Below are 26,784 nucleotides of genomic sequence, written 5' to 3'. Positions count from 1 at the left end.
ACCATTTACGCCGTTCAGGTAATAATATGGTGTTGCTGTACCAGCTCATCGAGCGTGGTCTGAACATTCTCCAGAGTGACGAGTGGGGTTACGTTGTGAGTCGTGCCGGTGCCGTCACGGTCGATGGAAATCACCGTGTTATTGCCGCTGGTGGTGACGTTCAGGTAGTTGGCGATGTTGGAGCTTGCCGGGTTCCAGCCCACTAACAAATCGTGGATGTCTATTTTATCGCCCTGAGCCAGCGAGAAGTTTTTCCAGGTATCTGCGCCATTGCCGCCCGTGGCGTTGGCGTTATTGAGCAGGTCATAAACCAGCGTGTCACCATAAGCCGAGCCGGTTATCACATCGCTTAACGCGGTGCTGACGAATTGCGGGTTCATATTGATGGTTAATGTCGCGCTGTCGGAATGACCGTTCTGGTCGTTCAGCGTGTAGGTGAATGTCTCCCTGGTGGTGATCGACGCCGGGTTAATCCCGTTATTGAGCGTGTAGGTATACGCCCCGTCGATGCCAATTTGCAGCGTGCCGTAATGCCCCTGAATGGTGGCGGAGGCGCTGCTGTTAGTGAGCGGATCAAGCGTTGCGGTGCTGCCGTTAAAGCCGGTAATGCTCAGTAGCGTGTGCACGGTGCCTAACTGATCAATCGCGCCTGAGGAGTCCGTTCCATCGTACAAGTTACCGTGAACGGTGCTGCCGCCTTGCGTTAAATAATTATCCAGATCAATGGTGGTGCCGGTGACTGTTGGGGTGATGCTTACCTGGCCTAATGCCAGCGGCCCCATGCTCCCGGTGTAGTTCAGGGTGTAGGTGCCAGCCTGAAGATCCAGCCCGGTTAAGTTAATATCTGCTACGCCACCGAGCAAAATACCACCGCTAAACGAACCGTTTCTGACCACCGCGCCCGAGCCATCAGTGATATTCCAGGTCACGTTTAATCCGCCCAGAGACAGCAACGACGCTACGTTGAAATGCAGAACCGGATTGTGCAAAACGTCATTCGCGCCGACGACAAATGTCCCACTGCCGCTTTTGCTGGTTGGCGAAAGCAATGCTGCGTTCCAGACCGCCGAACCCACCGTGGTATCGGAGTAATTCGCGGTGGTTTGCGCGGTGCTAACCGCCATTGCCGTGCTGACGTCGTCAATGGCATTCACCGGGGTCGGTGTGGCAGTGACATTTAACGACGCGGTATCGGTGTCGCCATTTGGCGCGGTCACGGTATAGATGAAACTATCCGGCGTTTTGATGCTGTCAGCACCCACACCCGCATTCAGTTTGTAGGTGTAGTTGCCGTTGGCATCAATCGTCAGCGTGCCGTATTCGCCAACAATGGTGGTGGTTCCGCTGGCTGCGACAGCAACGCCGTTGACCTGCGTGATGTGGCTATTCACCGGAGCCACATCGTCTGCCAGCACATTACCCGTCGTCGAAGCGGTAACGCTTTCCACCGCATAAGTATGATCCTGCAAAATGTTCAGCGTGTAGCCCGTTAGCACGGTGACGCCGCTGGCATTATTGAGCAGGAACAGGTACTCGCCGCCCGGCAGCGTTAACGTTAATTGCCCCGAAGTTCCGCCCAGCAACGGCGCGGTCAGCCAGGTATTCACCACTTTATATTGCTCAAACTGCTGGGTGACATCGTTGAACTTGTAGATGTACAGGTCGAAGGTTGACAGCAATGCCACACCGCCTACGCTTGCCTGCAACGTCATGGTGCGCGTCGAACCGTCATCAACATCAAAGATTATCGGGTTCGACATGTTCGCCAGCACATCTAGATTCAACACATTCCCAAGCCCGACGCCGACTACCGAGAAGCCATTTTGCGATGACGCCCCGTGGTTGACCGCTTCAACGTCGGTGTTGTAGGTCAGCGATGCGGTGTTATCCGTTGCGGTAACGGTGTTCGCCGGAGCGCCATTACCCAGCGTCACGACCAGTTGTGCCGAATTGCTCACGCCGTTGAAAGTGATGGTGTAGGTGAAGTTTTCTGTATGTCCAAGAACCGTGGCGGACGTGTTGGTCAGAGTGTAGGTATAACTGCCGTCCTGGTTGATATGCAGCACGCCATACTGGCCCTGAATATCAGCCCCGCCCGCACCAATCAGGGTGGTAACGCCCTGCGCATTGGTGACGGAACTCACCACCGTTCCTGCCGGAGCGGTGTCTGAACTGCCAGTCGGGCCTGCGTCGGTAATCACGTTACCCGGATGCGTGGTGCCGCTGGTGATCGTTCCCGCACTGGTTTGCACCACGGAAACGTCGAGGTTGGTCAGCGAACCTGTCGCCAGCAGGCTGGTGTTGTAACTCAGAACACGGTACGAACCCTCCGGCAGCCCGGTGATATTCATCGTCACGCCGCTGGCACCCAACGTTAGCAGGTTGGCAAACTGCGGCATCGACGAGTCGATAATGGTGCTCCATGTTCCGGTATTTGCATCGTATTTCTGAACCGCCACTTCCAGTGTATTGAGCAGTGAAAGCACCACTCCCGTGGCGGATGCATCAATGGTGATATTGCCGCTGCCACCCGCGGCGATATTAAAGCCAACCTGCGCGGTGTCATTGCCGAGAACTGATGCCACATTACCCAGTGCGCCGACCAGCAATACGCCGTAGTCGCTGGCATGCGAAGTTGTCACTTGCGCGTCGGTGGTTAACGCCAGGTTCACCACGTTGTCGTCTGCCGCCAGTGGCAGAACCGGCGCAGTCGCCGTAATGGACGGCGAGGTGTTACCCGCCGCATCGGTGGCTTTGACGGAAATCACTTCCCCGCTAATTTCACGTGTCGGTAGCGTCAGGCTGTAACTGCCCCCGGCGTTGGCGGTGGTGGTGACGGTTGCGCCGCCAGGCAATGTGATGGTCACGGTGCTGTTGGCTTCGGCGGTGCCGCTGATGGTTGTGCCATCGGCGCTGATGGAGGCTGTTGGTGCCAGCGGGGCGATGGTATCCACAACGACCGTTGCCGGAGTGGAGAAGCCGCCGGTGCCGTTGACGTTGGTGGCCGTCGCGGTAAAGGCATGGGAGCCTTCACTCAACGCGCCCGTTGGCGTATAGCTCCAGACCCCGCCGACTCCCGCAACAGTGGTGCCCATCAGCACGCCATTGTTGTAGACGTTGACAGTCGCTCCGACATCCGCGATGCCATTGATGGTTGGCGTGGCATCGTTAGTGCTTTGCCCGTTGGCGACATTCCCGGTCACTGCGGCGAAGTCATCCACCACGCTGGTGATGACCGGCACGCCAGGCAATGCCGTTGAAGGTGCGGTCACGCTGGCGGCGTTACCTGTGTTGCCCGCCGCATCCTGAGCAAACGCTTGTAGGACTTGCGAGTTGGTTTGTGCCGGAGAAATGGCGACGGTGAACGCGCCTGTGCCGTCCGCCGTTGCGGTGCCGAGCACCGTTCCGCCGCTGGTGGTAATCGTCACGGTGCTGCCCGCTTCGGCAGTTCCCGTGACGCTCGTCCCTGTGGCGTTAACCGCCAGTCCGGTCGGCAACGCAGGCGGTGTGACATCGACGACAATCGCCGCTGGCTGCGAAAGGGCGCTGATGTTACCCGCTAAATCGGTAGCGGTGACGGTGAAGGAATGGCTACCTTCAGGCAAATCTACCATCGGCGTATACGTCCAGATGCCGCTGCCATTGGCGGTGACGGTGGTGTACAGCGTGCCGTTGTCATAAATATTCACCGTGGCATTGGCTTCCGCCGTGCCGTTAAGCGTTGGCAATCTGTCGTTGGTCGCCTGGTTATTGGCGAGTGAACCGTTAAATACGCCACCCGCAACATCATCGACAATCGAGGTGATAATCGGGACAGTCGGCGCGGTGGTATCAACCACAATGGCAAAGCCCGCGCTGGTGGGGCTGACGTTACCCGCTGCATCCGTTGAGGTGAGCGTAAAGGTATGCAGACCTGTTGTCAGCGGCGTGGTCGGGGTGAATGTCCAGTTGCCGCCAACAGGAACCGTCACGGTGCCAATTTGTGTTGCGCCGTCAAAGATGGCAAGCGTGCTGCCTGCTTCTGCCGTGCCGTTAAGCGTAGGCCGCGCATCGTTGGTGACTTGCCCGTTGCCCAGCGAACCTACTGCGCCGCCAGCCACATCGTCCACTACCGTGGTGAGCGTTGGCGTGGCCGGTGCAAAGCTGTCGATATTCAGCGTAAAGGTGCCTGATACTGCCCCCAGGTTGCCTGCCGCATCGGTAGAGGTGGCGGTGAACACATGCGCCCCTTCGCCCAAATCGCCAGAAGGAGTGAAGCTCCAGGTGCCGTTCGGCAAAGCAGTGACGGTGCCGATTGGTGTGGTGCCGCCGTTGTCGTAAATATTCACCGTGGAGTTGGCTTCAGCCGTACCACTGAGCAACGGCTGTTTGTCGTTGGTGGTTTGCCCGCTGACTAACGGCCCCGTAACCGGGCCGACATCATCGAATGCCTGAATCACGATTGGGGACGTTGGGGCGGCAGTGTCCACCACAATATTGAAGGCTGGCGACAACGCGCTGATATTGCCCGCCGCATCGGTGGCGGTGACGGTAAACGCGTGATTACCGTTACCCAACGGTGCGCCTGCTGGTGGCGTAAAGTTCCACACGCCGCCCGTTGCAGTCACGGTGCCAATCAATGCGCCGTTATCGTAAATATTGACGCTTGCACCGGCTTCGGCGGTGCCGCTTAGCGCCGGGCGAGTGTCGTCCGTCACCTGGTTATTAGCCAAATCACCGGTGGCTGAACCGATATCGTCAACAATATTAGTAATCGCTGGCGCGGTGGGAGCCGCGACATCAACCACGACGTTAAAGCCTGCTGATGGCGCACTGACGTTTCCGGTGGCATCCGTGGCGGTAACGGTCAAATTATGCGACCCGCTGGTGAGCGGTGTGCCTGGCGTAAAGCTCCACGTTCCGCCAGCACCCACGGTGGTCGTGCCCAGCACCTGGTTGCCGTCAGAAACCGTAATGGTCGCGCCCACTTCCCCTGAGCCGGTAATCACCGGACGCGTTTCGTTGGTTGGCACGCCGCTGGTGATTGGCCCAATGTTTGGCACGGTGTTGTCGGTGACGGTCACAATCAACGGGGCGATTGGTGCCACCGAGTCGATGACGACCGTAAAGACACCGGATGGATTGCTGACGTTTCCGGCGGCGTCTGTGGCGGTTACGGTCAGGTTGTGGCTGCCCTGGCCGAGAGCGGTAGTCGGATCCAATGACCACTCACCTGCACCGTTCGCCGTCGTGGTGCCAATAATCGTATTGCCATCTTTGAGCGTGATAATGGCGTTGGCTTCGCTGGTGCCGCTCAATGTTGGCAACGTATCCTTGGTCGCTTGCCCGCTGGTTAACGTTAGATCGGTTCCCGTTTGTGTCTGGTCATCAACCACCAACGTGATCGCCGGAAGTATCGGCGCGCTGGTATCGACCACCGCAGTAAAGGTGGTGGCCGGGCTCACGTTCCCCGCCGCGTCGGTGGTGGTGAGTGTGAGCGGGTGGCTGCCTTCGGTCAGCGCTGGATTTGGTGTCCATGTCCAGTTACCGGATATACCGACAGGAATCGTCGCAACCACCGTACCGTTATCGCTAATAATCAGCGTGGTATTGGGTTCAACGGTTCCGCTAAAGGTTGGCGTGTTGTCGTTGGTTGGTTGACCAGAAACCACCGCTCCTGGTGTGGTGCCGTCATCCGTCACGCTGCTAATCACTGGTGCAAGGGGCGCGGTGGTATCCACGTTTAATGAAAAACCTGCAGACGGTACGCTGACGTTCCCGGCGGCATCGGTTGAGGTGACGGTTATCGGATGCGAACCATTGCCCAAATCCACCGTCGGCGTAAAGGTCCAGGTGCCCCCAGCGCCTACTACGGCGGTGCCGATTGACGAGCCGTTATCAAGGATGGTGATTGTCGAGCCTGCTTCCCCGCTGCCGGTAAGGGTTGGGCGCGGATCGTTGGTGGCTTGCCCGCTACTGACATTGCCTGTTATCGGTGCCACATCGTCAGTAACAGATGTGATAACTGGAATCGTCGGTGCGGCTGTATCAACGATGACAGTAAAGGCCGGCGACTGGCCGCTGGTCTCAAGGAGTGTGCTCTGGCTGACGGCAAAGGTATGCGAGCCTTGGGCCAGCGCTGCTGGGATCTGGTAGCTCCATGTGCCTGAAAGAGTGGCAGTCACAGTGGCAACTTCTGCACCATCCACAAAGATATGAACAGTTGCGAGAGATGCAGCGTTTGAGCCATTCAGTGTCGGCGTGGTGTCGTTGGTTGTTTTTCCATTGGCGATATCTCCGGTAATTGTTCCCGCGTCATCCACAACATGGTCAATGGTTGGAGGTTGAAGGGTGAGTGAGAGAGTTGTATCAAAGCCTGCTGATGGGCTTTGGTTTCCTGCAATATCCTGCGCTATCGCTATCAGCGATGTGCCAGGTAACTGGGCAGGCGACAGAGTGATAGCCCATTTTCCATCTGCATCAGCGATGCCACGGCCCAGCTCCGTTGTACTGTTTCTGATGATGACAGTACTGCCAACTTCGGCAGTGCCGCTGACAACTGTGCCATCAGGGACTAAAACAGTCGGCGCGGCTGGCGGAGCTGTATCCACCGTAATCAAAATTGGCGCAGATGGCCCAACCGAGTTACCCGCCGGATCGGTTGCGCCAATCGTCAGCGAATGCCCGTTTTCTGCCAGCTCAGGCAACGTCACACTCCAGGTACCATTCGCGCCAACGGTTGTTGTCGCAATGGGCGTGGCTCCGCCGTTGTCATAAATATTAATCGTGCTGCCAACGGTGCCAGTGCCGTTGAAGGTCGGGGTTTTGTCGTCGGTAACGCTGCCACTCGTTAGCGGAGTTTGAATGACGCCTTCGTTATCAACAATTTCTATCACCACCGGAGCGGTGAGCGGCGTGTTATCAACGGTTAAGGTAAAGGCCGCTGTCGGGTCGCTGACGTTACCTGCCGGATCGGTTGCGGTGGCGGTAATGTTCAGCGTGCCGTTCGGCAACGCGGTAGCAGGCGTAATCGTCCACACACCACCTGTGACGAGAGCGGTGCCAAGCACGGTGCTGCCGTTGTACAGCGTGATGGTATCGCCATTGATTCCAGTGCCGTGGAAGGTCGGCGTATTGTCATCGGTGACGCCATTGGTCAGCAATGTTTGTTGCACCGCACCGACGTTATCGTCCGCGGAATCAATGGTTGGCGCAGCAGGCGGCTCGGTATCGAGGGTGAAGTTAATGGTGCCTGAGGCCGGGCTTTTGTTACCCGCTGCATCGCTTTCGGTCACGCTTACCGAATGGTCTGGCGTGGTGAATGGCGTACCCGGCGTAAAGCTCCAGGTGCCATCTGCCAGGACGGTCGTGGTGCCAATAGGATCGCCATTATCGAGGATCGTGATGGTATCGCCCGCCGTTCCCGTGCCGGAGAAGGTCGGTGTGGTGTCGTTGGTGCTGCCGTTATTGGCGATGGTTCCAAGCCCTGGGGACACATCGTCAGTCACGGTTGGAATGCCCGGTGTGGCTGGGATCGAGGAGTCCACGGTTAACGTAAAGCCAGCCGATGGTAGGCCGACGTTACCTACGGGATCGGTCGCCACGGCGGTGAGCGTATGAGCGCCTTCAGTTAATGCTGTGGTTGGGGTAAATGTCCAGTTTCCGCCAGCCGGAACGGTAATCGTGCCAATAGGCGTGGTGCCGCCATTATCGTAAATCCTGATGGTGGCCCCCACTTCCCCGGTTCCTGAAAGCGTTGGAGTCCCGTTTTGTATGCTGCCGCCGCTGACCAGTGTGGCGTTGGCACCGCCGACTTCACCCACGGCGTTCACAATCAACGGTGCAGCCGGAGGCGTGGTGTCTATCGTCAGATTATAGTTGGCCGCAGGGCTGGCGTTGCCCGCCGCATCGGTCGCCACCGCGGTAAGTGCGTGCGCTCCCTCCGTCAGAGGTTGCGCTGGCGTGATACTCCATTGGCCATCTATTCCTATGGTGAATGAGCCGATGGCTGTTGCGCCATCGTAAAGCGTGATGGTTGAGCCTGGCGCCCCGGTGCCGTTGAATTGCGGACGGGTATCATCGGTGGAAGAATTGTTGCCAAGCGGGGCGATTACGCTGCCGATATCATCCACCGCGCCAGTAATGACCGGGGTTGCTGGCGGCGTGGTGTCTACCGTAATCACAAACTCGGTAGACGGAGCAATGACGTTACCCGCGGAGTCTGAAGCCGTGACCGTAAAGCGGTGCTCGCTTTCGCTAAGTGCGGTGGTCAGCGTGTAACTCCAGGTGCCGGAGGCATCAACAGTAAACGTCGTCAGCGTCGTTGTGCCGTCGAGCGTCAGAGTCACCGTCGAGCCAGGTTCACCGGTGCCCTGGAGGGTTGGGGTCGTGTCGTTAGTGACGCCATTATTCGGCACGGAACCGGTAATTGTTCCAACATCATCACTCACCAAAGTGATTGCCGGAGCGAGCGGGGCGATGGAGTCGACAGTCAGGCTAAACGATGCGGCTGGGCTTATGTTGTTATCGGCATCGGTCGCGGTGACCGTCAGGTTATGCAGCCCTTGCCCCAGCGCAGTCGTCGGCGTGAAACTCCAGATGCCGCCAGGGTCAGCGGTAACAGTGCCGATTGGCGTGGTCCCGCCGTTATCATAGATGTTGATTGTTGCACCTGGTTCGGCGGTGCCTTGCAGCGTCGGTTTATTGTCGTTGGTAGTATCGCCGTTGTTCAGATTGCCTGTGATATTGGCAACATCGTCAATCACCGCGCCAATCACCGGAACTGCTGGTGGCGTGGAGTCGGGGGCATCAACCGGCGCTTCTGGCCCGGTGTTCCCGGCTTTATCCGTGGCGGTGACTTCCAGCGTTTCGCCGTTGGTTTGTGCAGGCGTTATGGTGACGCTAAAGCTGCCGTCATCCCCGGCTTTTCCATCACCCAGCGGGTTGCCGCTACTGTCGCTAACCGTCACGGTACTGCCGGGTTCGGCGTTACCGGTGACCACAGTTCCTTCGTCGTTAACCGCCAGATTGGTCGGGGCGCCAGGGTCGGTGGTGTCCTGGGCCAGTACGCCGGTATTCGGGCCTTCGTTACCTGCCGCATCTGTGGCGCTGACCAACAGCGCTTCGCCATTAGTTTGCGCCGTCGTCAGCGGAGTGACATCGAATGCGCCATTGATATCCGCAGTACCCGTTCCCAGCACCAGACCATTCCCGTCGGTGACGGTAATAATGCTGCCGGCTTCCGCCGTGCCGGTGACATGCAGACCATCGACTGAAACTTGCAGACCGGTTGGGGCGGCGGGGGGAGTGGTGTCAACAATCACGGTATAGGTATTTGATACGGTGCTGACGTTGCCCACGGCGTCCTTGGCGGTGACGGTGAAACTGTGGCTGCCTTCACCCAGAGCCGTCGGCGTATAGCTCCAGGTACCTGTGCCATCGACAAGAATTGTGTCAATGACGGTACCGTTATCGCTGATGGTAATGGTGGAATTAGCTTCTGTTGTTCCGCTGAGGATCGGCGTTGTGTCGTTGGTCGATTGCCCGGAGATCACAGCCACTTGCGCTGTGCCGTTGTCGTCAATGGCACCCGTGATAACGGGCGCAATCGGTGCGGTTGCATCAATATCAATCGTAAAAATTGTCGATGTGGTGCCGACGTTACCGGCTAAATCCGTTGCCTGGGCGGTAAAGATATGTGGGCCATCAGGCAGATTCGAACTAGGTGTGAATGTCCAGGTTCCGTCGGTATTGACGACAGCGGTGTCCAGCAGGACACCATTGTCGAAAATGGTCACTGTTGTACCCGCTTCACCTGTGCCGTGAATGGTTGGACGCGAATCGTTGGTCGCCTGATTGTTTGTTAGCTCACCCGTTCCCGGCGTGACGTCATCAATCACGCCAGTGATCGCAGGCGCGCCAGGCGCCGCAGTATCAATAGTGACGGTAAAGGTGACGGTAAATCCGCTGGTTTCGCCATTGGTTGTTTGGGTTGCCGTGAAGGTATGTGGGCCTTCTGACATCGGGAACAAGGATTGATAAGTCCAGTTGCCGTTTACGTCCGCGATGATAGGCCCCAGCACCGGGATGCCATCAAGATAGAGATTTACGATGGCATTCGGGGCTGCCGTACCGTGAACTTCTGGCAGCGTGTCATTGGTAGATTGCCCGCTGGTGAGATTCCCGCTCACCGGATCCACGTCATCAACAAGCAGTGTGATGACAGGCGGCTGCGGCAGGCCGGAGTTGCTGGCAGTGAAGCTGGTTGAATCGCTGGTATTTCCGGCAGGATCCTGGGCAATGGCAGTCAGCGTTCCCCCTGCGGTTTGCGCCGGGGAAATATTAACCGTGAATGTGCCGGTGCTACTGTCGGCCGTCCCTCTGCCGATTTCAGTTCCACCTGCATCTTTAATAATGACGGTGCTGCCTGCTTCGGCGGTCCCGCTAACCTGCGTTCCGGTGGTTTCAACGGGCTGAGTGATTTGAGGTACAGGCGGCGCTGTGTTATCGACAGTAATGACAATCGGTGCTGATGGCCCGACGGAATTACCCGCAGGATCGGTCGCACCGATAGTCAGAGAGTGCTCCGTTTCGCTAAGTTCTGGCAGCGTAATTGACCAGCTACCATCCGGGGCGACAACGGTCGTGCCAATCGGCGTGCTTCCGCCGTTATCATAAATATTAATCGTGCTGCCCGCGGTGCCTGTGCCGTTAAAGGTTGGCGTTTTGTCGTCCGTGAAACTGCCATCGGTCAGCGGGGTTTGAATCGCCCCTACGTCATCCACAATGCCTGTTACCACAGGTTCGGTGAGCGGGGTGGTGTAAATGGTCAAGGCAAAATTGGCCGAAGGATCGCTGACGTTACCGACTGCATCGGTCGCGGTTGCGGTCAGATTTAATGGGCCACCCGCCAGCGCCTCTGTTGGGGTGATGCTCCAGACTCCGCCTGAAACGGTTGTGATACCAAGCAAGGTGCTGCCGTTGTAGAGCTTGATGATATCGCCATCGACACCCGTTCCGTGGAAGGTGGGGGTCGTGTCGTCAGTAATACCGCCGCTGAGCACTGGTTGCTGGAGATCACCGACATTATCGTCGGCATTCAAAATGACCGGCGCGTCCGGTGCGGTGGTATCGACCGTAAAGGCGAAGCCCGTAGAAGGCTGGCTAACGTTGCCTGCTTCATCGGTGGCGGTGAGGGTCAGATTATGGCTGCCATTTCCCAGCGGGGCGGTTGGGGTGTAGCTCCAGTGACCCGTTCCATCAACGGTGATAGTTCCAATAACCACACCATTGTCTTTGAGGGTGAGGGTGGTGTTAGCTTCGCCTAACCCTTTGAGAGAAGGGTGATTTTCGTTGGTGTCGCGGTTGGCAAGAATAGGTGTCTCCAGCGAACCGTTCTCGCTGTATACGCCTGTGATTGACGGTAGCGCAGGCGCTGTCGCATCAATAGTCACTGCAAATCCTGGCGATGTTCCGCTTAGATTACCCGCAGCATCCGTCGCGCTGGTGGTGAAAACGTGGCTTCCATCGCCCAGGTTTGTGTCTGGCGTGAAGTTCCAGGTTCCATTGGCCTGGACCTGAGTGGTGCCCAGCAATGTTGTTCCATTATCGAAAATCGCCACGGTACTACCGGCTTCGCCAGTGCCATTGAGCGTTGGACGAGGATCGTTGCTGAGTTGGCCGTTAGTCAGGCTGCCGGTTACGGGTGTGACATCATCCACTACGCTGGTAATCACAGGCGTGGATGGCGGGAGGGCGTCGAAAGCGGTGAATTCAGCTTCCGTGCCAATATTTCCCAGCGCATCAACACCAACAGCGAAGAGTTCTTCACCCGCTGTTTGCGCAGGAGAAAGTGTGATGGTGAAGACACCTGTCGCGGCATCTGCCATTCCTTTGCCAATTTCGTTGCCATTGGCGTCGGTAATTATCACCATGCAGCCCGATTCGGCGATGCCGGTGACTCTTGCTCCATCATCAGACACATCAAGATTTTCGGGGGCGGCAGGCCCCTGGCTATCAATAGTGACGGTATAGCTGCCGGATGGATCACTTTCACCTTTTTCATTGGTGGCGGTGGCGGTGAAATTATGCGTTCCATCAGCGAGGGGGGTGCCTGGTGTAAAGCTCCAGTTGCCGCTGGCATCAGTGACTACGGTGCCAATTTGCTGACCGTTGTCGAAAATACGTACAGTGGAGTTTGCGAGTGCGACGCCTTCTATTGTCGGAGTGTTATCGTTCGTCGATTGTCCGTCCAAAACCAGGCCGATTGTCGGGTCAGCGTCATCATTTACAGCGGTTACCACGGGTTCGACAGGATCGGGAATTAGCGGGGCGGTGACTGTGGCATCAGGGCCAATGTTTCCTGCGGGATCGGTGGCGTGCGCTGTGAGATCTTCGCCGTTAATTTGCGGATTGGTCAGTGGGATTGAAAAATTGCCATTACCATCAGCCGTCCCTGTTCCGATAACCTGGCCTGCGCTATCGGTAATGGTCACGGTACTGCCAGGTTCTGCTCTGCCGGTAATAGTTTTACCGTCAGCCGAGACGTTCAGATTTGTCGGTGCTGCGGGTGGGGTGGTGTCAGCCGCTGGCGGTGGAGGGTTTGGTGAACCAGGGCTACCGTTGCCGTTAGAGTTGTCGCTCCCGCCACCACCTCCGCCGCCTCCGCCAGCAGCAAGGGCAATCCCCCCTGCAACCGCGACTCCGCCCAGCACCCAGGGCCAAATCGCTCCGCCGCCATGGGATTCGGCACCCGTGGCGGCCATCAGCTCATCAATATTGGCGATGTTTTCGAAGTGAAAAGCAGAGTCGGTATCCTGCACCCACCACAGCGCGCCTTTGCTGTCTTCAAGAACTAATTGGTTGCCGCCCTGATCGGCAAACGCATAGAAATTTTTAACGGTAATCACTTCACCATCTCGCAGAGTGATAACCATATCCTGATTAGTGCGAGCAATACTGGCGATATCAGCACGCTCGGCCCTGAGTTCTACAATTGAGGGAGCATTCAGCGTGATTTCTGAGCTTTCAACATTATTCGTTACGCCAGTCAGTTTTGAGATGATTGATATTGAACGCATTATTATCACTCCATTCAATGTGAACGTAGGGGCTTTGACACAGCTGATGCACGCAAATAACTTCCCCTGAACAAAGTGTTAAAATGATTCCATTGATCTATAAATTTGAAGCGAGCGAATCCGGACATCAGAATGATGACGACTAGCATTATTGATGAATTAGGTTTTCTACCGGGTCACATATTTATATAAATGGAAACTTCATACTTTCTTATCATTTTATTTCAGGGTTATTGAAGATATAGACAGGAAAGTATGAAAGCGCAAATTAAGGATTGCTAAAGAAAATCTTTAGTATCTATGAACTATCATTTTGCCAAAACATGAGTTATCGGGACTAGATTTTCGGGATTTACCTGAAGGGTGGCTATACAGTTAGCGGTGGTTAAATTTGTATTCATTCAATGTGTTACAGGGTTTGTTTGGGCTGGGGATATGATGACTAGAACAACTTAAGGCGCTTTTTTTATAAGGTTATTTCCCGATGGGAAAGTTGTTCATTTATCTGTTTGAGTTGAAATAGAGGTGAAAAATTTTGCTTTTATTAAGCAGGGTTTATCCAACGAAGCGGGTTGTTGCGGATAACACTGAATGTGTTTATGAGGGGTAGCACACAACTAATAAACGTGTGGAATATATTTTCCATAAATAACTTACCGAAACTAATTGTTCAGAATGATAATTTTATATTTAACTTATTTATAAAACAGGAATGTAAAATACATTACCGGTTCTTAGTAATAAGAACCGGTAATGATATCTGGAGGTTATAGAATAAGGGTTATCGACCGGCGTGCTTCATGATGCGAGCTTTATCCAGCGCCCATTCTTTGTCTTTCAAATCTGTACGCTTGTCGTGTTGTTTCTTACCTTTTGCAACGCCGATTTTGACTTTACACCAGGCATTTTTCCAGTACATCGACAGAGCCACGACGGTATAACCATCACGGTTGATACGGCCGTAAAGATTGTCCAGTTCGCGCTGATTAAGCAGGAGTTTACGCGTGCGTGTAGGGTCGCAGACCACATGGCTTGAAGCCACATTTAGTGGGGTAAAGTTGGCACCGAACAAGTATGCTTCGCCGTCTTTCAAAATGACGTAGCTATCACCTATGTTGGCCTTCCCGGCACGTAGAGATTTTACTTCCCAGCCTTGTAGCACTAGCCCCGCTTCATACTCATCTTCGATAAAGTATTCATGGCGGGCGCGTTTGTTTTGCGCAATGGTGGCTGAACCTGGTTTGAATGCTTTTTTCTTTGTCATAGTGCTGCTCAGTATATGTAATCCAGGAGTTCAAATACACCCCGCTTCGCTGCGAGGATGAAGGCATATCTTAGCACGGCTCCAGGCTAAGAGTTTTTCTTTGCGTGATGATAAATGTTATTATTTGCCCGTTTTGTGACTCTCAGGAAATGCTATGCCTCAGATTACCCGTACTGCGCTAGTGCCTTACAGCGCGGAGCAGATGTATCAATTAGTGAACGACGTGAAATCCTATCCAGATTTTTTACCGGGTTGCACTGGCAGCCGGGTGCTTAACGCGTCGGCCGAACAGATGACGGCGGCGGTCGATGTTTCCAAAGCTGGGATCAGCAAAACTTTCACGACGCGTAACACCTTGACCAGCAATCAAAGTATTTTGATGCATCTTGTCGATGGGCCGTTTAAGTCATTAATGGGGGGCTGGAAGTTCACGCCATTAAGCGCTGAAGCATGCCGTATTGAGTTCCAGCTTGATTTTGAATTTACCAACAAACTTATTGAGTTGGCATTTGGGCGTATCTTCAAAGAGCTTGCGGGTAACATGGTTCAGGCGTTTACCGTGCGTGCGAAAGAGGTCTACAGTGTCGCCTGAAATTAAGGTCGAAGTGGTTTATGCGCTGCCTGAAAAGCAGTACTTGCTTAAAGTCCGGCTGGCGTACGGGAGTACCGTTGAGCAGGCGATTGCCGCATCGGGCATCCTTGAATTGCGTACCGATATTGATTTGACGAAGAATAAGGTTGGGATTTTTAGCCGCCCGGTAAAACTGACCGACACGCTTAACGACGGAGATCGGGTGGAGATTTATCGGCCGCTCATTGCTGACCCGAAAGAGTTAAGACGCCAGCGCGCTGAAAAGGCTGCTCAGAAGTAGACAAATAAGTAGTCAAAACAGTAGCCAAAAAAAAGGTGCCCATCGGCACCTTTTTTGTTGGTTATTCTTTTTCCAGCTTCGGTTTGTTGTCGATGTTGGTCAACACACCGCTGCTGTTGAAACTCAGAGTGAGTGTTTGCTGAGTTACGCCTTCATGCCCTGGTTGCTGGCGGAAGACATAGAACCAGGTACTTGTACCGAATGGATCGGTCATCATTGGCGTACCCAGAGCATACGCAACTTGTTGTTGAGTCATGCCAGTACGAATCTTTGACACATCGTTCTGTGTCAGGTAGTTCCCCTGGTTAATGTCGGGGCGGTAAACCACTCGCTCCAGAGTGGAACAGCCTGCGGTCAGCATAAGAAGAACCGCTGCGGCAGCAGTCAGCGTTTTACAGCGCATAGTGATTTGATTCCTTTTCGGGCCCGAGCAGCACATGGCTCATTCATAATATGCCGATGATAATAAACCTTTACGCAGTTTAAAACATTAAGGCGCTTAACTCTGACCCTGGTACGGCAAAAAAGTTGGCTTAAAACCTGCTCAATTAACAATATGCTAGCTGATTGGTGCTTTTTTGAACGATGAGGTTATGCCGCCAACAACTCTTTTGCGTTAGCCAGTGTATTACGGGTGACTTCGCTGCCACCAAGTAAACGAGCCAATTCTTGCAAGCGTGAGCGCTTATCAAGCGGCTGCATGTGAGTTTCTGTCATTTCACCGTCGGTTTCTTTACTGACAAAGAAGTGATGATGGCCACAGCCTGCAACTTGCGGCAGATGCGTGACGCACATAACCTGGGTTGACTCGCCGAGCTGGCGCAATAATTTACCCACCACTGCTGCTGTTGGGCCGCTGATACCGACATCCACTTCATCGAAAATCAGCGCTGGTGTTTCCATTTTACGTGCGGTGATCACTTGAATTGCCAGCGCAATACGTGAAAGCTCGCCACCTGAGGCCACTTTCGCCAGCGGTTGCAACGGCTGACCAGGGTTGGTGCTGACGCGGAAATCAATGCGGTCCGCACCTTCTGCTGTCAGGTGGTTTTCATTGAATTCAACGTCAATGGCGAGTTTGCCGTGAGGCATAGACAAGGAATGCATGCTTTCGGTGATCAGCTCACAAAGTTCCGCCGCGTAGTGCGCGCGACGCTGGTGTAACTCGCGTGCGGTGCTAAGCGCTTGCTGATGATGGATGGCTACCGCCTGCATCAGTTCATCCTGAGAGCTGGCCTGATCGTCCAACTGTTGAAGTTCTTCGAGCAATTGCTGATGAAAAGCGGGCAGCTCTTCCGGAGAAATATGGTGTTTGCGTGCCAGCGAGATTTGCCGCGAGATACGCTGTTCCAGTTCGTACAAACGGTTCGGGTCGAGATCGAGGCGGTCGCAGTAATGGCGTAGCTCGTCACTGGCTTCCGAAATCTGAATGTTAGCTTCTTCGAGCATATTTAATACGCCGGAGAGTTTGCTATCCATTCCCGCCAGTTCTTCCATCAAATGACGAACGGTATACAGCTGGCTTTGCAGGTTATTGTCTTCGCCATCAGCAAGGATCGCCAGCGCTTGCTGGCTGAAGGAGATCAATTGCCCGCTGTTGGCCAGACGTTTGTACTCTTCGTCGATTTGCTCAAATTCACCTGCAATCGGTGAGAACTCATTGAGTTCTTTCAATTGATAATTCAGTAATTCGCTGCGGGATGCGCGTTCCTGAGCAAGTTGTTGGTGTTGTGCCAGAGTGCGGCAGCTTTGATGCCAGTCGCGATAGTTCTCTGCCATTTTCAAAAGCAGTGCGGATTCACCTGCATATCCATCCAGCAGATTTTTTTGATGCTCAGGTTTTAACAAAAGCTGGTGCGCATGTTGACCATGAATTTGAATCAGCATCTGGCCGAGGTCGCGCAATTGAGAAAGAGGAACCGCCGTGCCGTTAATAAAGCCACGTGAGCGGCCATCGCTGCTGATAACGCGGCGCAGCAAGCATTCACGACCATCATCAAGTTGATTTTCTTCTAGCCAACGCAGGGCGGCAGGGGTGTCTTTCAAAGAGAAGCGGGCGCAAAGATCAGCGCGGCTGGCACCCTGACGAACCATATCAGCTTCAGCGCGGCCCCCAAGACACAATCCTAAGGCATCAATAGCAATAGATTTACCGGCACCCGTTTCACCGGTAATGGCGGTCATGCCGTGATGAAAATCGATTTCCAGTTCACGAACGATTGCGAAGTTACTGATGGTGAGTTGTGCCAGCATAATAGCTTTCCTGTATGAAAAGACATGACTGTGTTTTCATACAGTATAAACTGGTTTTATATACAGTAAAGAACTAGTGGCACTTTTTAGAATAATTTTTTCGACCAGCCAAGTTTTGAGCTTAATGTGTTGAAATAACTGTAATCTTTAGGGTGAATGAGATTGAGGTGATAGTCGCAGCGGCGAATTAAAACATCTTCCCCTTCCTGAATTGGCAGGGCAATCTGACTATCGCAACTGATTTCAAGGTCACTGCGCATATGCGAGAAACGCAGACGGATGGTACTGCTGCTGTTAATGACCAACGGGCGAGCAGAAAGCGTGTGCGGGAACATCGGCACCAGTGTGATGGCGTCCAGCGACGGGGTAAGAATAGGCCCGCCTGCCGAGAGTGAGTAGGCCGTTGAGCCAGTGGGGGTCGAAATTATTAGCCCATCGGAACGTTGTGAGAATGCGAAGACTTCATCGATATAGACTTCGAATTCAATCATATGGGCGACTTTGCCAGGGTGCAGAACCACTTCGTTGATAGCGGTGCTCAGGCGCGTCGGCGTGTCCTGCTGGCACACCTGTGCTTCGAGTAAGAAGCGGCGCTCGGCGATGTAATGCCCTTCGAGCACATCGGCCAGTTGTTGTTGCGCGTTGTCTGGGTCAAGGTCGGTCAGAAAACCGAGATTGCCACGGTTGATGCCGATGACTTTGATATCGTAACGGGCAAGTACACGCGCGGCACCTAGCATATTGCCGTCGCCACCGACCACGACCGCAAGATCAGCTTGTTGCCCGATTTCCGCCAGCGTGCCAGTTTTCACATTCTGGAGGTTAAGTTCCTGGGCGATTTGCTGCTCGACAATCACGTCGTAGCCTTTTTTGCATAGCCAGCGATACAGCATTTCATGCGTGGTGAGGGCTGTAGGGTGACGTGGATGCCCGACAATACCAATGCAGTTGAAATGTTTGTTCATTATGCTGAAGGTCCTTATGCGCAGATATGCCGTCTTATTATGACAATATGTCACGTTCCCTTGAATCCCGGAAACTGATCCCCATAATAAGCGAACCAGCGAGATGAATGCTAAAAACGCGGAGAAATTCATGAGTAGTAAAGATCAGAAAACACCAGACGAGCAAGTCTCGGACGAAATTGCAATGGAAAGCCACGAAGAAGTCGAGGCCGTAGAGGGTGCCGAAGTGGTTGATCCGCGCGATGAACAAATTGCCGATTTAACAGCGCAACTGGAAGAAGTTCAGCAGCGCGAGCGTGACAGCGTGTTACGCAATAAAGCGGAAATGGAAAACCTCCGTCGCCGTACCGAACTCGATATTGAGAAGGCGCACAAGTTCGCTCTGGACAAATTTGTCAACGAGCTGCTGCCGGTTATCGACAGCCTGGATCGCGCTCTGGAAGTGGCAGACAAATCCAACACCGATTTAGCCGCGATGATTGAAGGCATTGAATTAACTCAGAAATCAATGCTGGATGTGGTGCGTAAATTTGGTGTGGAAGTGGTTGGCGAGACCAATGTTCCGTTCAACCCGGATGTCCATCAGGCGATTGCAATGGTTGAGTCCGAAGATGTTGCACCAAACCATGTGCTGATGGTGATGCAAAAGGGTTACACCCTTAATGGCCGCACACTGCGCGCAGCAATGGTTTCTGTGGCTAAAGCCAAAGCGTAATTCGCACTATTGCTTTAAATAAAAAGCCAGCCTTCGCGGCTGGCTTTTTTGTGTCTGCTACAAAAGCGATTTACTCTTGAACACTCTCGCGAAGCGGCGTAACTGGGGTCACGCGGACTTGCTTAATCATGTTGTCCTGCACATCGAGAATATCAATATCGTAGTGGCTTAAGCGCACGCGCGTTTCAACAGCCGGAATCTCTTGCAGCTCTTCGAGCAACATACCGTTGATGGTGCGTGCTTCATCTTCCGGTAACGTCCAGTTGAACGCTTTGTTGATTTCACGCACGTTCGCACTGCCTTCGATAATCACGGAGCCATCGTTTTGCGGCATCACTTCTTCGGCGAGTGTTGGGGACATTGACGTGGTGAAGTCGCCGACAATCTCTTCAAGAATATCTTCGACCGTGACTAATCCCTGAATGTCGCCGTATTCATCAACAACCAGGCCGACCTTCTTCTTATTGCGCTGGAATTTTACCAGTTGCACGCTGAGCGGCGTGCCTTCCGGGACAAAGTAAATTTCATCGGATGCACGCAGCAAGGTTTCCTTGGTGAACTCCTGCTTTTCCGTCATTAAACGGTAGGCTTCACGCACTCGCAGCATGCTGATGGCGTCATCCAGCGTGTCGCGATACAGCACAATGCGCCCGTGAGGGGAGTGCGTCAGTTGGCGAACGATAGATTTCCAGTCGTCGTTGATATTGATACCGACGATTTCATTTCGCGGCACCATGATGTCGTCGACGCTCATTTTTTCGAGATCCAGAACCGAGAGCAGCATATCCTGGTTGCGGCGGGAGATTTTTGTGTGTGACTCATGCACCAGGGTACGTAATTCGTCTTTGTTTAGCGCGCTACTGACGGTGCTGACATTTTTGATACCCATCAGGCGCATCAACATACGCGTGATGATGTTTAGCAACCACACCAGTGGCATCATCAGGATTTGCAGCGGGCCGAGCAGGAAGCTGCTCGGGAAGGCGACTTTTTCTGGATACAGCGCGGCGATAGTTTTTGGCAGCACCTCAGCAAAGACCAGAACCACGAAGGTGAGGATACCGGTTGCGATAGCAACGCCAGCATCACCGTATAAACGCATGCCGACGATTGTGCCAATGGCTGAGGCCAGAATGTTGACCAGGTTATTCCCGATGAGCACAAGGCTAATCAGGCGGTCTGGCTTGCGCAGCAGTTTTTCGACCCGTTTAGCGGCGCGGTTGCCCTGTTTGGCGAGGTGGCGCAGCTTGTAACGGTTAAGCGTCATCATGCCGGTTTCAGAGCCGGAGAAGTACGCTGAAACGACTACCATGATGATCAGTGTGACAATCAACGTAGTCGTTGAGATCTGTTCCAAAAGGATTTCCTTTATAAAGACAACATTAGCCGACGAATTGTTGCAGGACGCGGCTACCAAAATAGGCGAGAGTCAGAATCGCTGCACCCGCGACGTTAAACCACACCACACGGCGGCCACGCCAACCTTCATGATAGTGTCCCCAAAGTAAAACGATGTAGACAAACCATGCGAGAATCGACAACACCGCTTTATCGACGTTTTCGAGACTGAAAAGATTTTTCAGATAAAACAGGCCGGTGCACAGAGTTAGCGTCAGCAGGACCACGCCGACTTGGGTGATATGAAACATTTTGCGCTCAATGCTCATCAACGGCGGCATTTCAGCACGGAAGGCGAGTTTTTTATTTTTGAGCTGGTAGTCAATCCATGCCAGCTGTAGCGCGTAAAGTGCCGCAATAATCAGCGTGGCGTAGGCAAAGAGTGACAGACCAATATGCACCATCATACCCGGTGTTGTTTCCAGATGGGTGATGAATTCATTGGGCATAAAGGTGGCAAGCGCCAGATTGATGAGCGCAAATGCGTAAACAATTGGCAACAGTAGCCAACCGCGATTACGTGACGCAACGATGGTCATCACCGTGCAAATCATCAAACTGACGAGTGAGCCGACGTTAAGCAAGCTGAGGTTCTGCCCCCCGTCAGCGTTAAAAATACGTGCTTCAAGCGCCAGGCCGTGACTTACCAGCGCGATAACAGCAGAGATGATAGCGAAACGCCGCCATCCGCTGTTTTTTGTCAGCAGACTTGGGATAATCAGCGCGAGGCTGCTGGAATAGGCTACAAGCGCAAGGATTGCGAAAACAGGCATATAAAGTGTCGGTCAATTAGCCAGAGAAGAAAAAAACCAGTATAACGTTACCTGCCGCCTGCTCCAACTCTAACCGTTGCATCACACCAAAGGCGGCTTCATGTTATAATCCGCCAAATTCTGTTTTGTGTCGCAAGCTGCGGCCCTAAGTTACCACGTTAGGCAAAAGACAATGTTTGATAATTTAACTGACCGTCTGTCGCGCACACTGCGCAATATCAGCGGCCGCGGGCGGCTGACTGAAGAGAATGTAAAAGAAACACTGCGCGAAGTGCGCATGGCATTGCTGGAAGCGGACGTTGCGCTGCCGGTGGTGCGTGACTTTATCAGCCGCGTAAAAGAAAAAGCGGTTGGCCATGAAGTTAACAAAAGCCTGACTCCGGGTCAGGAGTTCGTCAAAATCGTGCGCGCCGAACTGGTTGCGGCGATGGGCGACGAGAATGCCAGCCTGAATCTTGCAGCACAGCCGCCAGCCGTTGTGCTGATGGCGGGTCTGCAAGGTGCAGGTAAAACCACAAGCGTAGGTAAGTTAGGTAAATTCCTGCGTGAGAAGCACAAGAAAAAAGTGCTGGTGGTGTCTGCTGACGTTTATCGCCCCGCGGCGATCAAACAGTTGGAAACGCTGGCTGAACAAGTCGGTGTCGATTTCTTCCCGTCTGATGTTGGTCAAAAACCGGTCGATATCGTTAATGCTGCGCTGAAAGAAGCGAAGCTGAAATTCTTTGACGTGCTGCTGGTGGATACCGCCGGTCGTTTGCACGTTGATGAAGCGATGATGGACGAAATTAAACAGGTTCACGCTGCGATTAACCCAGTTGAAACTCTGTTTGTTGTCGACGCCATGACCGGCCAGGATGCGGCAAATACCGCAAAAGCTTTCAACGAAGCGTTGCCATTGACGGGTGTCGTACTGACCAAAGTCGACGGTGATGCACGCGGTGGTGCGGCTCTTTCCATTCGTCATATCACCGGCAAGCCGATTAAATTCCTCGGCGTGGGCGAAAAGACCGAAGCGCTGGAGCCTTTCCACCCGGATCGTATCGCTTCTCGTATTCTGGGGATGGGCGATGTTCTGTCACTTATCGAAGATATTGAGAGCAAAGTTGACCGTGCTCAGGCGGAAAAACTTGCCACCAAACTCAAGAAGGGCGATGGGTTTGATCTCAACGACTTCCTTGACCAGCTCAAGCAAATGAAAAACATGGGCGGCATGGCGAGTATGATGAGCAAACTGCCAGGTATGGGGCAGTTGCCGGATAACGTTAAGTCGCAAATGGATGACAAAGTTCTGGTGCGTATGGAAGCGATTATTAATTCCATGACGCTCAAAGAGCGTGCGCAGCCAGAGATTATCAAAGGTTCACGTAAACGTCGTATCGCGATGGGTGCGGGTATGCAGGTGCAAGACGTCAACCGTCTGCTTAAGCAGTTCGACGACATGCAACGCATGATGAAAAAGATGAAGAAAGGCGGAATGGCGAAAATGATGCGCGGCATGAAAGGTATGATGCCGCCAGGTTTCCCAGGCCGTTAATTTCTGTAATTTTTGTTTTGCTTGTAAAACAAAAATTGATTTCCGCTCAGGAATGAGTACAATTTTCGGGCTTTTAATATGACACCAGGCTCCATCCCTCGATGGGGCCTGGTGTTTTATTCACTAAAGAGGATGTTATGGTAACTATTCGTTTAGCACGTCACGGCGCTAAAAAGCGTCCGTTCTACCAGGTTGTTGTTACTGACAGCCGTAATGCACGTAACGGTCGCTTCATTGAGCGCGTTGGTTTCTTCAACCCTATCGCTGGCGAAAAAGACGAGGCAACTCGCCTGGATCTGGATCGCATCGAGCATTGGGTTGGCCAAGGCGCAACCGTTTCTGATCGCGTATCTGCGCTGATCAAAGCAGCAAAAAAAGCAGCTTAATCTGTCACGGTGGTCATGATGAGCAATCAAATCTCCGCAAAGGCACCTGTTAACCCAATCGTATTGGGTAAGATGGGATCCTGCTACGGTATTCGAGGTTGGCTCAGAGTGTTTTCCTCCACCGAAGACGCCGATAGCATTTTTGACTATCAGCCCTGGTTTATCCAGAAGGCGGGTCAGTGGCAGCAAGTACAGCTGGAAAGCTGGAAGCACCACAATCAGGATCTGATCATCAAGCTGAAAGGCGTTGACGATCGGGATGCGGCGAATCTACTCACTAATTGCGAAATTGTGATTGATTCAGCGCAATTGCCAGGTCTCGAAGAGGGCGATTACTACTGGAAAGACCTTATGGGTTGCCAGGTGGTAACGACTCAGGGATATCAGCTCGGTAAAGTCATCGACATGATGGAAACCGGCTCAAATGACGTTCTCGTCATTAAGGCAAACCTGAAAGATGCGTTCGGTATCAAGGAGCGGCTGGTTCCGTTCCTCGATGGGCAGGTTATCAAGAAAGTCGATCTCGCTACTCAAACCATTGAAGTAGATTGGGATCCTGGTTTTTAAAACCTCCGGATAAACGGTAAAAGACGGCGTTATGGGGATTGGCTTGTGTTTATTGGTGTAGTTAGCCTGTTTCCAGAGATGTTTCGTGCAATTACCGATTTCGGGGTAACTGGCCGGGCAGTAAAAAATGGCCTGCTGAGCATCCAGAGCTGGAGTCCACGTGACTTCACTTATGACCGACACCGTACCGTGGACGATCGTCCTTACGGCGGCGGACCGGGTATGCTCATGATGGTAAATCCTTTGCGGGAAGCTATCCACGCAGCGAAAGCAGCGGCGGGGGAAGGTGCTAAGGTTATCTATCTGTCACCTCAGGGACGCAAGCTTGATCAAGAAGGCGTCTGTGAACTGGCAACAAATGAGAAGTTAATTCTGGTTTGTGGCCGTTACGAAGGGATAGATGAGCGTGTAATCCAAACCGAAATTGATGAAGAATGGTCAATCGGCGATTACGTTCTCAGTGGTGGTGAGTTACCAGCAATGGTATTGATTGACTCAGTTTCACGGTTTATTCCGGGAGTTTTGGGTCATCAGGCATCAGCAATCGAAGATTCGTTTGCCGATGGATTGCTGGACTGCCCACACTATACTCGTCCTGAAGTGTTAGAAGGCATGGAGGTTCCGCCAGTTTTGCTGTCGGGAAACCATGCTGATATTCGCCGTTGGCGCCTGAAACAGTCGCTGGGCCGTACCTGGCTTAGAAGACCTGAACTTCTGGAAAACCTGGCTCTGACTGAAGAGCAAGCAAGGTTGCTGGCGGAGTTCCAACGTGAACACGCAAATACAGCAACATAAACATGATGGGATGGCGTAAGCCCCCGATTATCAGTTTACCCAGGATAAGAGACAAAATTATGAGCAACATTATTAAGCAAATTGAACAAGAACAGATGAAACAGGATGTACCTTCATTCCGTCCGGGTGATTCCGTGGAAGTGAAAGTATGGGTCGTTGAAGGTTCTAAAAAACGTCTGCAGGCATTTGAGGGCGTGGTTATTGCAATCCGTAACCGCGGTCTGCACTCTGCATTCACTGTTCGTAAGATTTCCAACGGCGAAGGTGTTGAGCGTGTATTCCAGACTCACTCCCCAGTAATCGATAGCATTACTGTTAAACGTCGTGGTGCCGTTCGTAAAGCTAAACTGTACTACCTGCGTGAGCGCACTGGTAAGTCTGCTCGTATTAAAGAGCGTCTGACTAAGTAAGATTCGCTAACGCGACATCCATATAAAGGGCTGCCATTTGGCAGCCCTTTTTTTGCTTAATGCATGAAAGAGTCCTGAAAGCCTTTACGACTCGCTTTTTCCCATTGCGCTTGCCGCTCGGCTACATCCGGAAGTGTTTCGCAGCTGGCTGGGAACGACTTTCCGCTTTCTCCCAGGATCTCTAAAAATTTAGGATCACAAATCCGCTCCTGGCCACCGGCATAACCTTTTAACCATTCCTCACGGTCAACATTTTCATCGTTATGCAAATGCGCAATGACAGGGTTGCTTCTTATGGGTTGTCCCGACATCGCATCATCCCAGCCAGCCTGATACCAGTCGGTGGGGGCGGGCGTTGGGGCATGGGTATAGGGGTCGACATAACAGCCAGTCAATAACAAGGCAGGAATCAGAGCTAGGTAACGCATTCCGGGATATCCATTTCAAAGGGTATTCTCTGAGCATAGAGTGGTTATGGTTCCCATGACGTTATTTTTTAAAGAATGCATGAATGCGCAGGAAACGGACTTGTTTATGCAGAGTGTATATTTTTATTTACGCTTATAATGTTTAAATGTGCCTTAAACGGCAATTATTTTTTTGGTGTAACGAATTGTTTACGTAAAATGGATTGCAATCTTTACTAAAGATGATAAGGTAGCTCCATCCTCACTGAGGAAACGACTATCGCAAACGAGCTAACAGGATCGCCATCATGCAAAAAGACGCGCTGAACAACGTTCATATTTCTGACGAACAGGTACTTATCACTCCGGACCAATTGAAAGCGGAATTCCCGCTGACTGCCGCTCAGGAAGCGCAGATTGAACAGTCCCGTCAGACGATTTCCAACATTATCGCTGGCCGCGATCCTCGTCTGTTGGTGGTGTGTGGACCTTGCTCAATCCACGATCCTGAAACCGCGATTGAATATGCTCGTCGTTTTAAAACACTGTCTGAACAAGTCAGCGATAGTCTGTACCTCGTGATGCGCGTCTATTTTGAAAAGCCACGTACTACTGTGGGCTGGAAAGGATTGATTAACGATCCTCATATGGACGGTTCGTTTGATGTTGAAGGTGGTTTGAAAATCGCACGTAACTTGCTGGTAGAGCTGGTCAGCATGGGCCTGCCGTTGGCGACCGAAGCGCTTGATCCAAACAGCCCGCAATACTTAGGCGATCTGTTCAGTTGGTCTGCAATCGGTGCGCGTACTACTGAATCTCAGACTCACCGTGAAATGGCGTCCGGCCTTTCTATGCCAGTTGGTTTCAAAAATGGTACTGATGGCAGCCTCGGTACTGCGATCAATGCGATGCGTGCCGCATCTATGCCGCACCGTTTCGTCGGCATCAATCAGGCGGGCCAGGTTTGCTTACTGCAAACTCAGGGAAATCCTGATGGCCACGTGATTTTACGCGGCGGCAAAGCGCCAAACTACAGCCCGGCAGATGTCGCGCAGTGTGAAAAAGAGATGGAGCAGGCGGGACTCCGCCCGGCCTTGATGATAGATTGCAGCCATGGCAACTCAAACAAAGACTACCGCCGCCAGCCGGGCGTCGCTGAATCAGCTGTCGCTCAAATCAAAGATGGCAATCGTTCTATTATTGGCCTGATGATTGAAAGTAACATCCACGAGGGAAATCAATCTTCAGAGCAACCTCGCAGTGAAATGAAATACGGTGTTTCTGTAACAGATGCATGCATCGATTGGGAAACGACAGAGACTTTACTGCGTGAGATTCATAAAGATCTGAACGGTACGCTTGCGGCGCGTCAGGCATAAGAGGTTTT

The 26,784-nt window shown here is 53.0% G+C and carries 16 protein-coding genes and 1 pseudogene; 9 read left to right on the top strand and 8 right to left on the bottom strand.

Annotation, left to right across the window (positions count from 1 at the left end; all coding sequences use genetic code 11):
- Positions 1 to 14: 14 nt before the first annotated feature.
- Positions 15 to 13,058: a BapA/Bap/LapF family large adhesin gene (locus AC0IWZ_RS16065; protein WP_471678935.1), complete on the bottom strand. Its 13,044-nt coding sequence runs from the start codon at positions 13,056 to 13,058 to the stop codon at positions 15 to 17.
- A 781-nt stretch (positions 13,059 to 13,839) separates the two neighbouring features.
- Positions 13,840 to 14,322 (bottom strand): SsrA-binding protein SmpB, encoded by a 483-nt coding sequence (smpB, locus tag AC0IWZ_RS16060; RefSeq protein WP_259267724.1) that lies wholly within the window; start codon positions 14,320 to 14,322, stop codon positions 13,840 to 13,842.
- A 154-nt stretch (positions 14,323 to 14,476) separates the two neighbouring features.
- Between smpB and AC0IWZ_RS16055 the strand changes: the two genes are divergently transcribed.
- Both AC0IWZ_RS16055 and AC0IWZ_RS16050 read left to right on the top strand, forming a co-directional pair.
- Positions 14,477 to 14,914: a type II toxin-antitoxin system RatA family toxin gene (locus AC0IWZ_RS16055; RefSeq protein WP_034497807.1), complete on the top strand. Its 438-nt coding sequence runs from the start codon at positions 14,477 to 14,479 to the stop codon at positions 14,912 to 14,914.
- Positions 14,904 to 15,194, top strand: a complete 291-nt coding sequence (locus tag AC0IWZ_RS16050) for an RnfH family protein (protein WP_034497805.1) — start codon at positions 14,904 to 14,906, stop codon at positions 15,192 to 15,194. The genes AC0IWZ_RS16055 and AC0IWZ_RS16050 overlap by 11 nt, the downstream gene beginning before the upstream one ends.
- A 61-nt stretch (positions 15,195 to 15,255) precedes the next feature.
- On the opposite strand, the gene bamE is transcribed toward AC0IWZ_RS16050, so the two are convergent.
- The 3 genes from bamE to nadK all read right to left on the bottom strand — a co-directional run bounded on the left by bamE (position 15,256) and on the right by nadK (position 18,412).
- The gene (gene bamE / locus AC0IWZ_RS16045; protein ID WP_034497803.1) at positions 15,256 to 15,597 is read right to left on the bottom strand and encodes an outer membrane protein assembly factor BamE; all 342 of its coding nucleotides are present in this window, start codon (positions 15,595 to 15,597) and stop codon (positions 15,256 to 15,258) included.
- A 188-nt stretch (positions 15,598 to 15,785) separates the two neighbouring features.
- Entirely contained in the window at positions 15,786 to 17,447 is a 1,662-nt protein-coding gene (gene recN / locus AC0IWZ_RS16040; protein ID WP_471678936.1) for a DNA repair protein RecN, read from the bottom strand.
- Positions 17,448 to 17,533: 86 nt separating this feature from the next.
- Entirely contained in the window at positions 17,534 to 18,412 is an 879-nt protein-coding gene (gene nadK, locus AC0IWZ_RS16035; protein ID WP_034497800.1) for an NAD(+) kinase, read from the bottom strand.
- A 130-nt stretch (positions 18,413 to 18,542) separates the two neighbouring features.
- Between nadK and grpE the strand changes: the two genes are divergently transcribed.
- Positions 18,543 to 19,127 (top strand): nucleotide exchange factor GrpE, encoded by a 585-nt coding sequence (gene grpE / locus AC0IWZ_RS16030; protein WP_034497825.1) that lies wholly within the window; start codon positions 18,543 to 18,545, stop codon positions 19,125 to 19,127.
- A 70-nt stretch (positions 19,128 to 19,197) separates the two neighbouring features.
- Here the strand turns inward: grpE and AC0IWZ_RS16025 are convergent, their stop codons facing one another.
- Positions 19,198 to 20,484, bottom strand: a complete 1,287-nt coding sequence (locus tag AC0IWZ_RS16025) for an HlyC/CorC family transporter (RefSeq protein WP_034497798.1) — start codon at positions 20,482 to 20,484, stop codon at positions 19,198 to 19,200.
- Positions 20,485 to 20,509: 25 nt separating this feature from the next.
- On the bottom strand, positions 20,510 to 21,298 hold the full coding sequence (locus AC0IWZ_RS16020) for a cytochrome C assembly family protein (protein ID WP_034497796.1): 789 nt from the start codon (positions 21,296 to 21,298) through the stop codon (positions 20,510 to 20,512).
- A gap of 172 nt (positions 21,299 to 21,470) precedes the next feature.
- On the opposite strand from AC0IWZ_RS16020, the gene ffh reads away from it, so the two are divergent.
- From ffh to rplS, 5 genes and pseudogenes are all read left to right on the top strand, one after another.
- Positions 21,471 to 22,832, top strand: coding sequence for a signal recognition particle protein (gene ffh, locus AC0IWZ_RS16015; RefSeq protein WP_034497794.1), 1,362 nt, complete (start codon positions 21,471 to 21,473; stop codon positions 22,830 to 22,832).
- 137 nt (positions 22,833 to 22,969) lie between these two features.
- A complete protein-coding gene (gene rpsP / locus AC0IWZ_RS16010) occupies positions 22,970 to 23,218 on the top strand; it encodes a 30S ribosomal protein S16 (protein ID WP_034457320.1) in 249 nt (82 codons plus the stop codon).
- 18 nt (positions 23,219 to 23,236) lie between these two features.
- Positions 23,237 to 23,785: a ribosome maturation factor RimM gene (gene rimM / locus AC0IWZ_RS16005; RefSeq protein WP_034497792.1), complete on the top strand. Its 549-nt coding sequence runs from the start codon at positions 23,237 to 23,239 to the stop codon at positions 23,783 to 23,785.
- Between the two features lie 45 nt (positions 23,786 to 23,830).
- A pseudogene (trmD, locus tag AC0IWZ_RS16000) lies at positions 23,831 to 24,599 on the top strand (tRNA (guanosine(37)-N1)-methyltransferase TrmD).
- Positions 24,600 to 24,639: 40 nt separating this feature from the next.
- Positions 24,640 to 24,990, top strand: a complete 351-nt coding sequence (rplS, locus tag AC0IWZ_RS15995) for a 50S ribosomal protein L19 (protein WP_034457314.1) — start codon at positions 24,640 to 24,642, stop codon at positions 24,988 to 24,990.
- 56 nt (positions 24,991 to 25,046) lie between these two features.
- Here the strand turns inward: rplS and AC0IWZ_RS15990 are convergent, their stop codons facing one another.
- Positions 25,047 to 25,418: a DUF2799 domain-containing protein gene (locus AC0IWZ_RS15990; RefSeq protein ID WP_172893441.1), complete on the bottom strand. Its 372-nt coding sequence runs from the start codon at positions 25,416 to 25,418 to the stop codon at positions 25,047 to 25,049.
- A 287-nt stretch (positions 25,419 to 25,705) separates the two neighbouring features.
- Here AC0IWZ_RS15990 and aroF point away from each other — a divergent pair, with 287 nt between their 5' ends.
- Positions 25,706 to 26,776: a 3-deoxy-7-phosphoheptulonate synthase AroF gene (aroF, locus tag AC0IWZ_RS15985; protein WP_034497787.1), complete on the top strand. Its 1,071-nt coding sequence runs from the start codon at positions 25,706 to 25,708 to the stop codon at positions 26,774 to 26,776.
- Positions 26,777 to 26,784: the final 8 nt, after the last annotated feature.

This window comes from Buttiauxella sp. AC142 (genome assembly GCF_979253435.1).
Note: the sequence above shows the minus strand (reverse complement) of the source record. Positions and strands in the feature narration are given on the sequence as shown.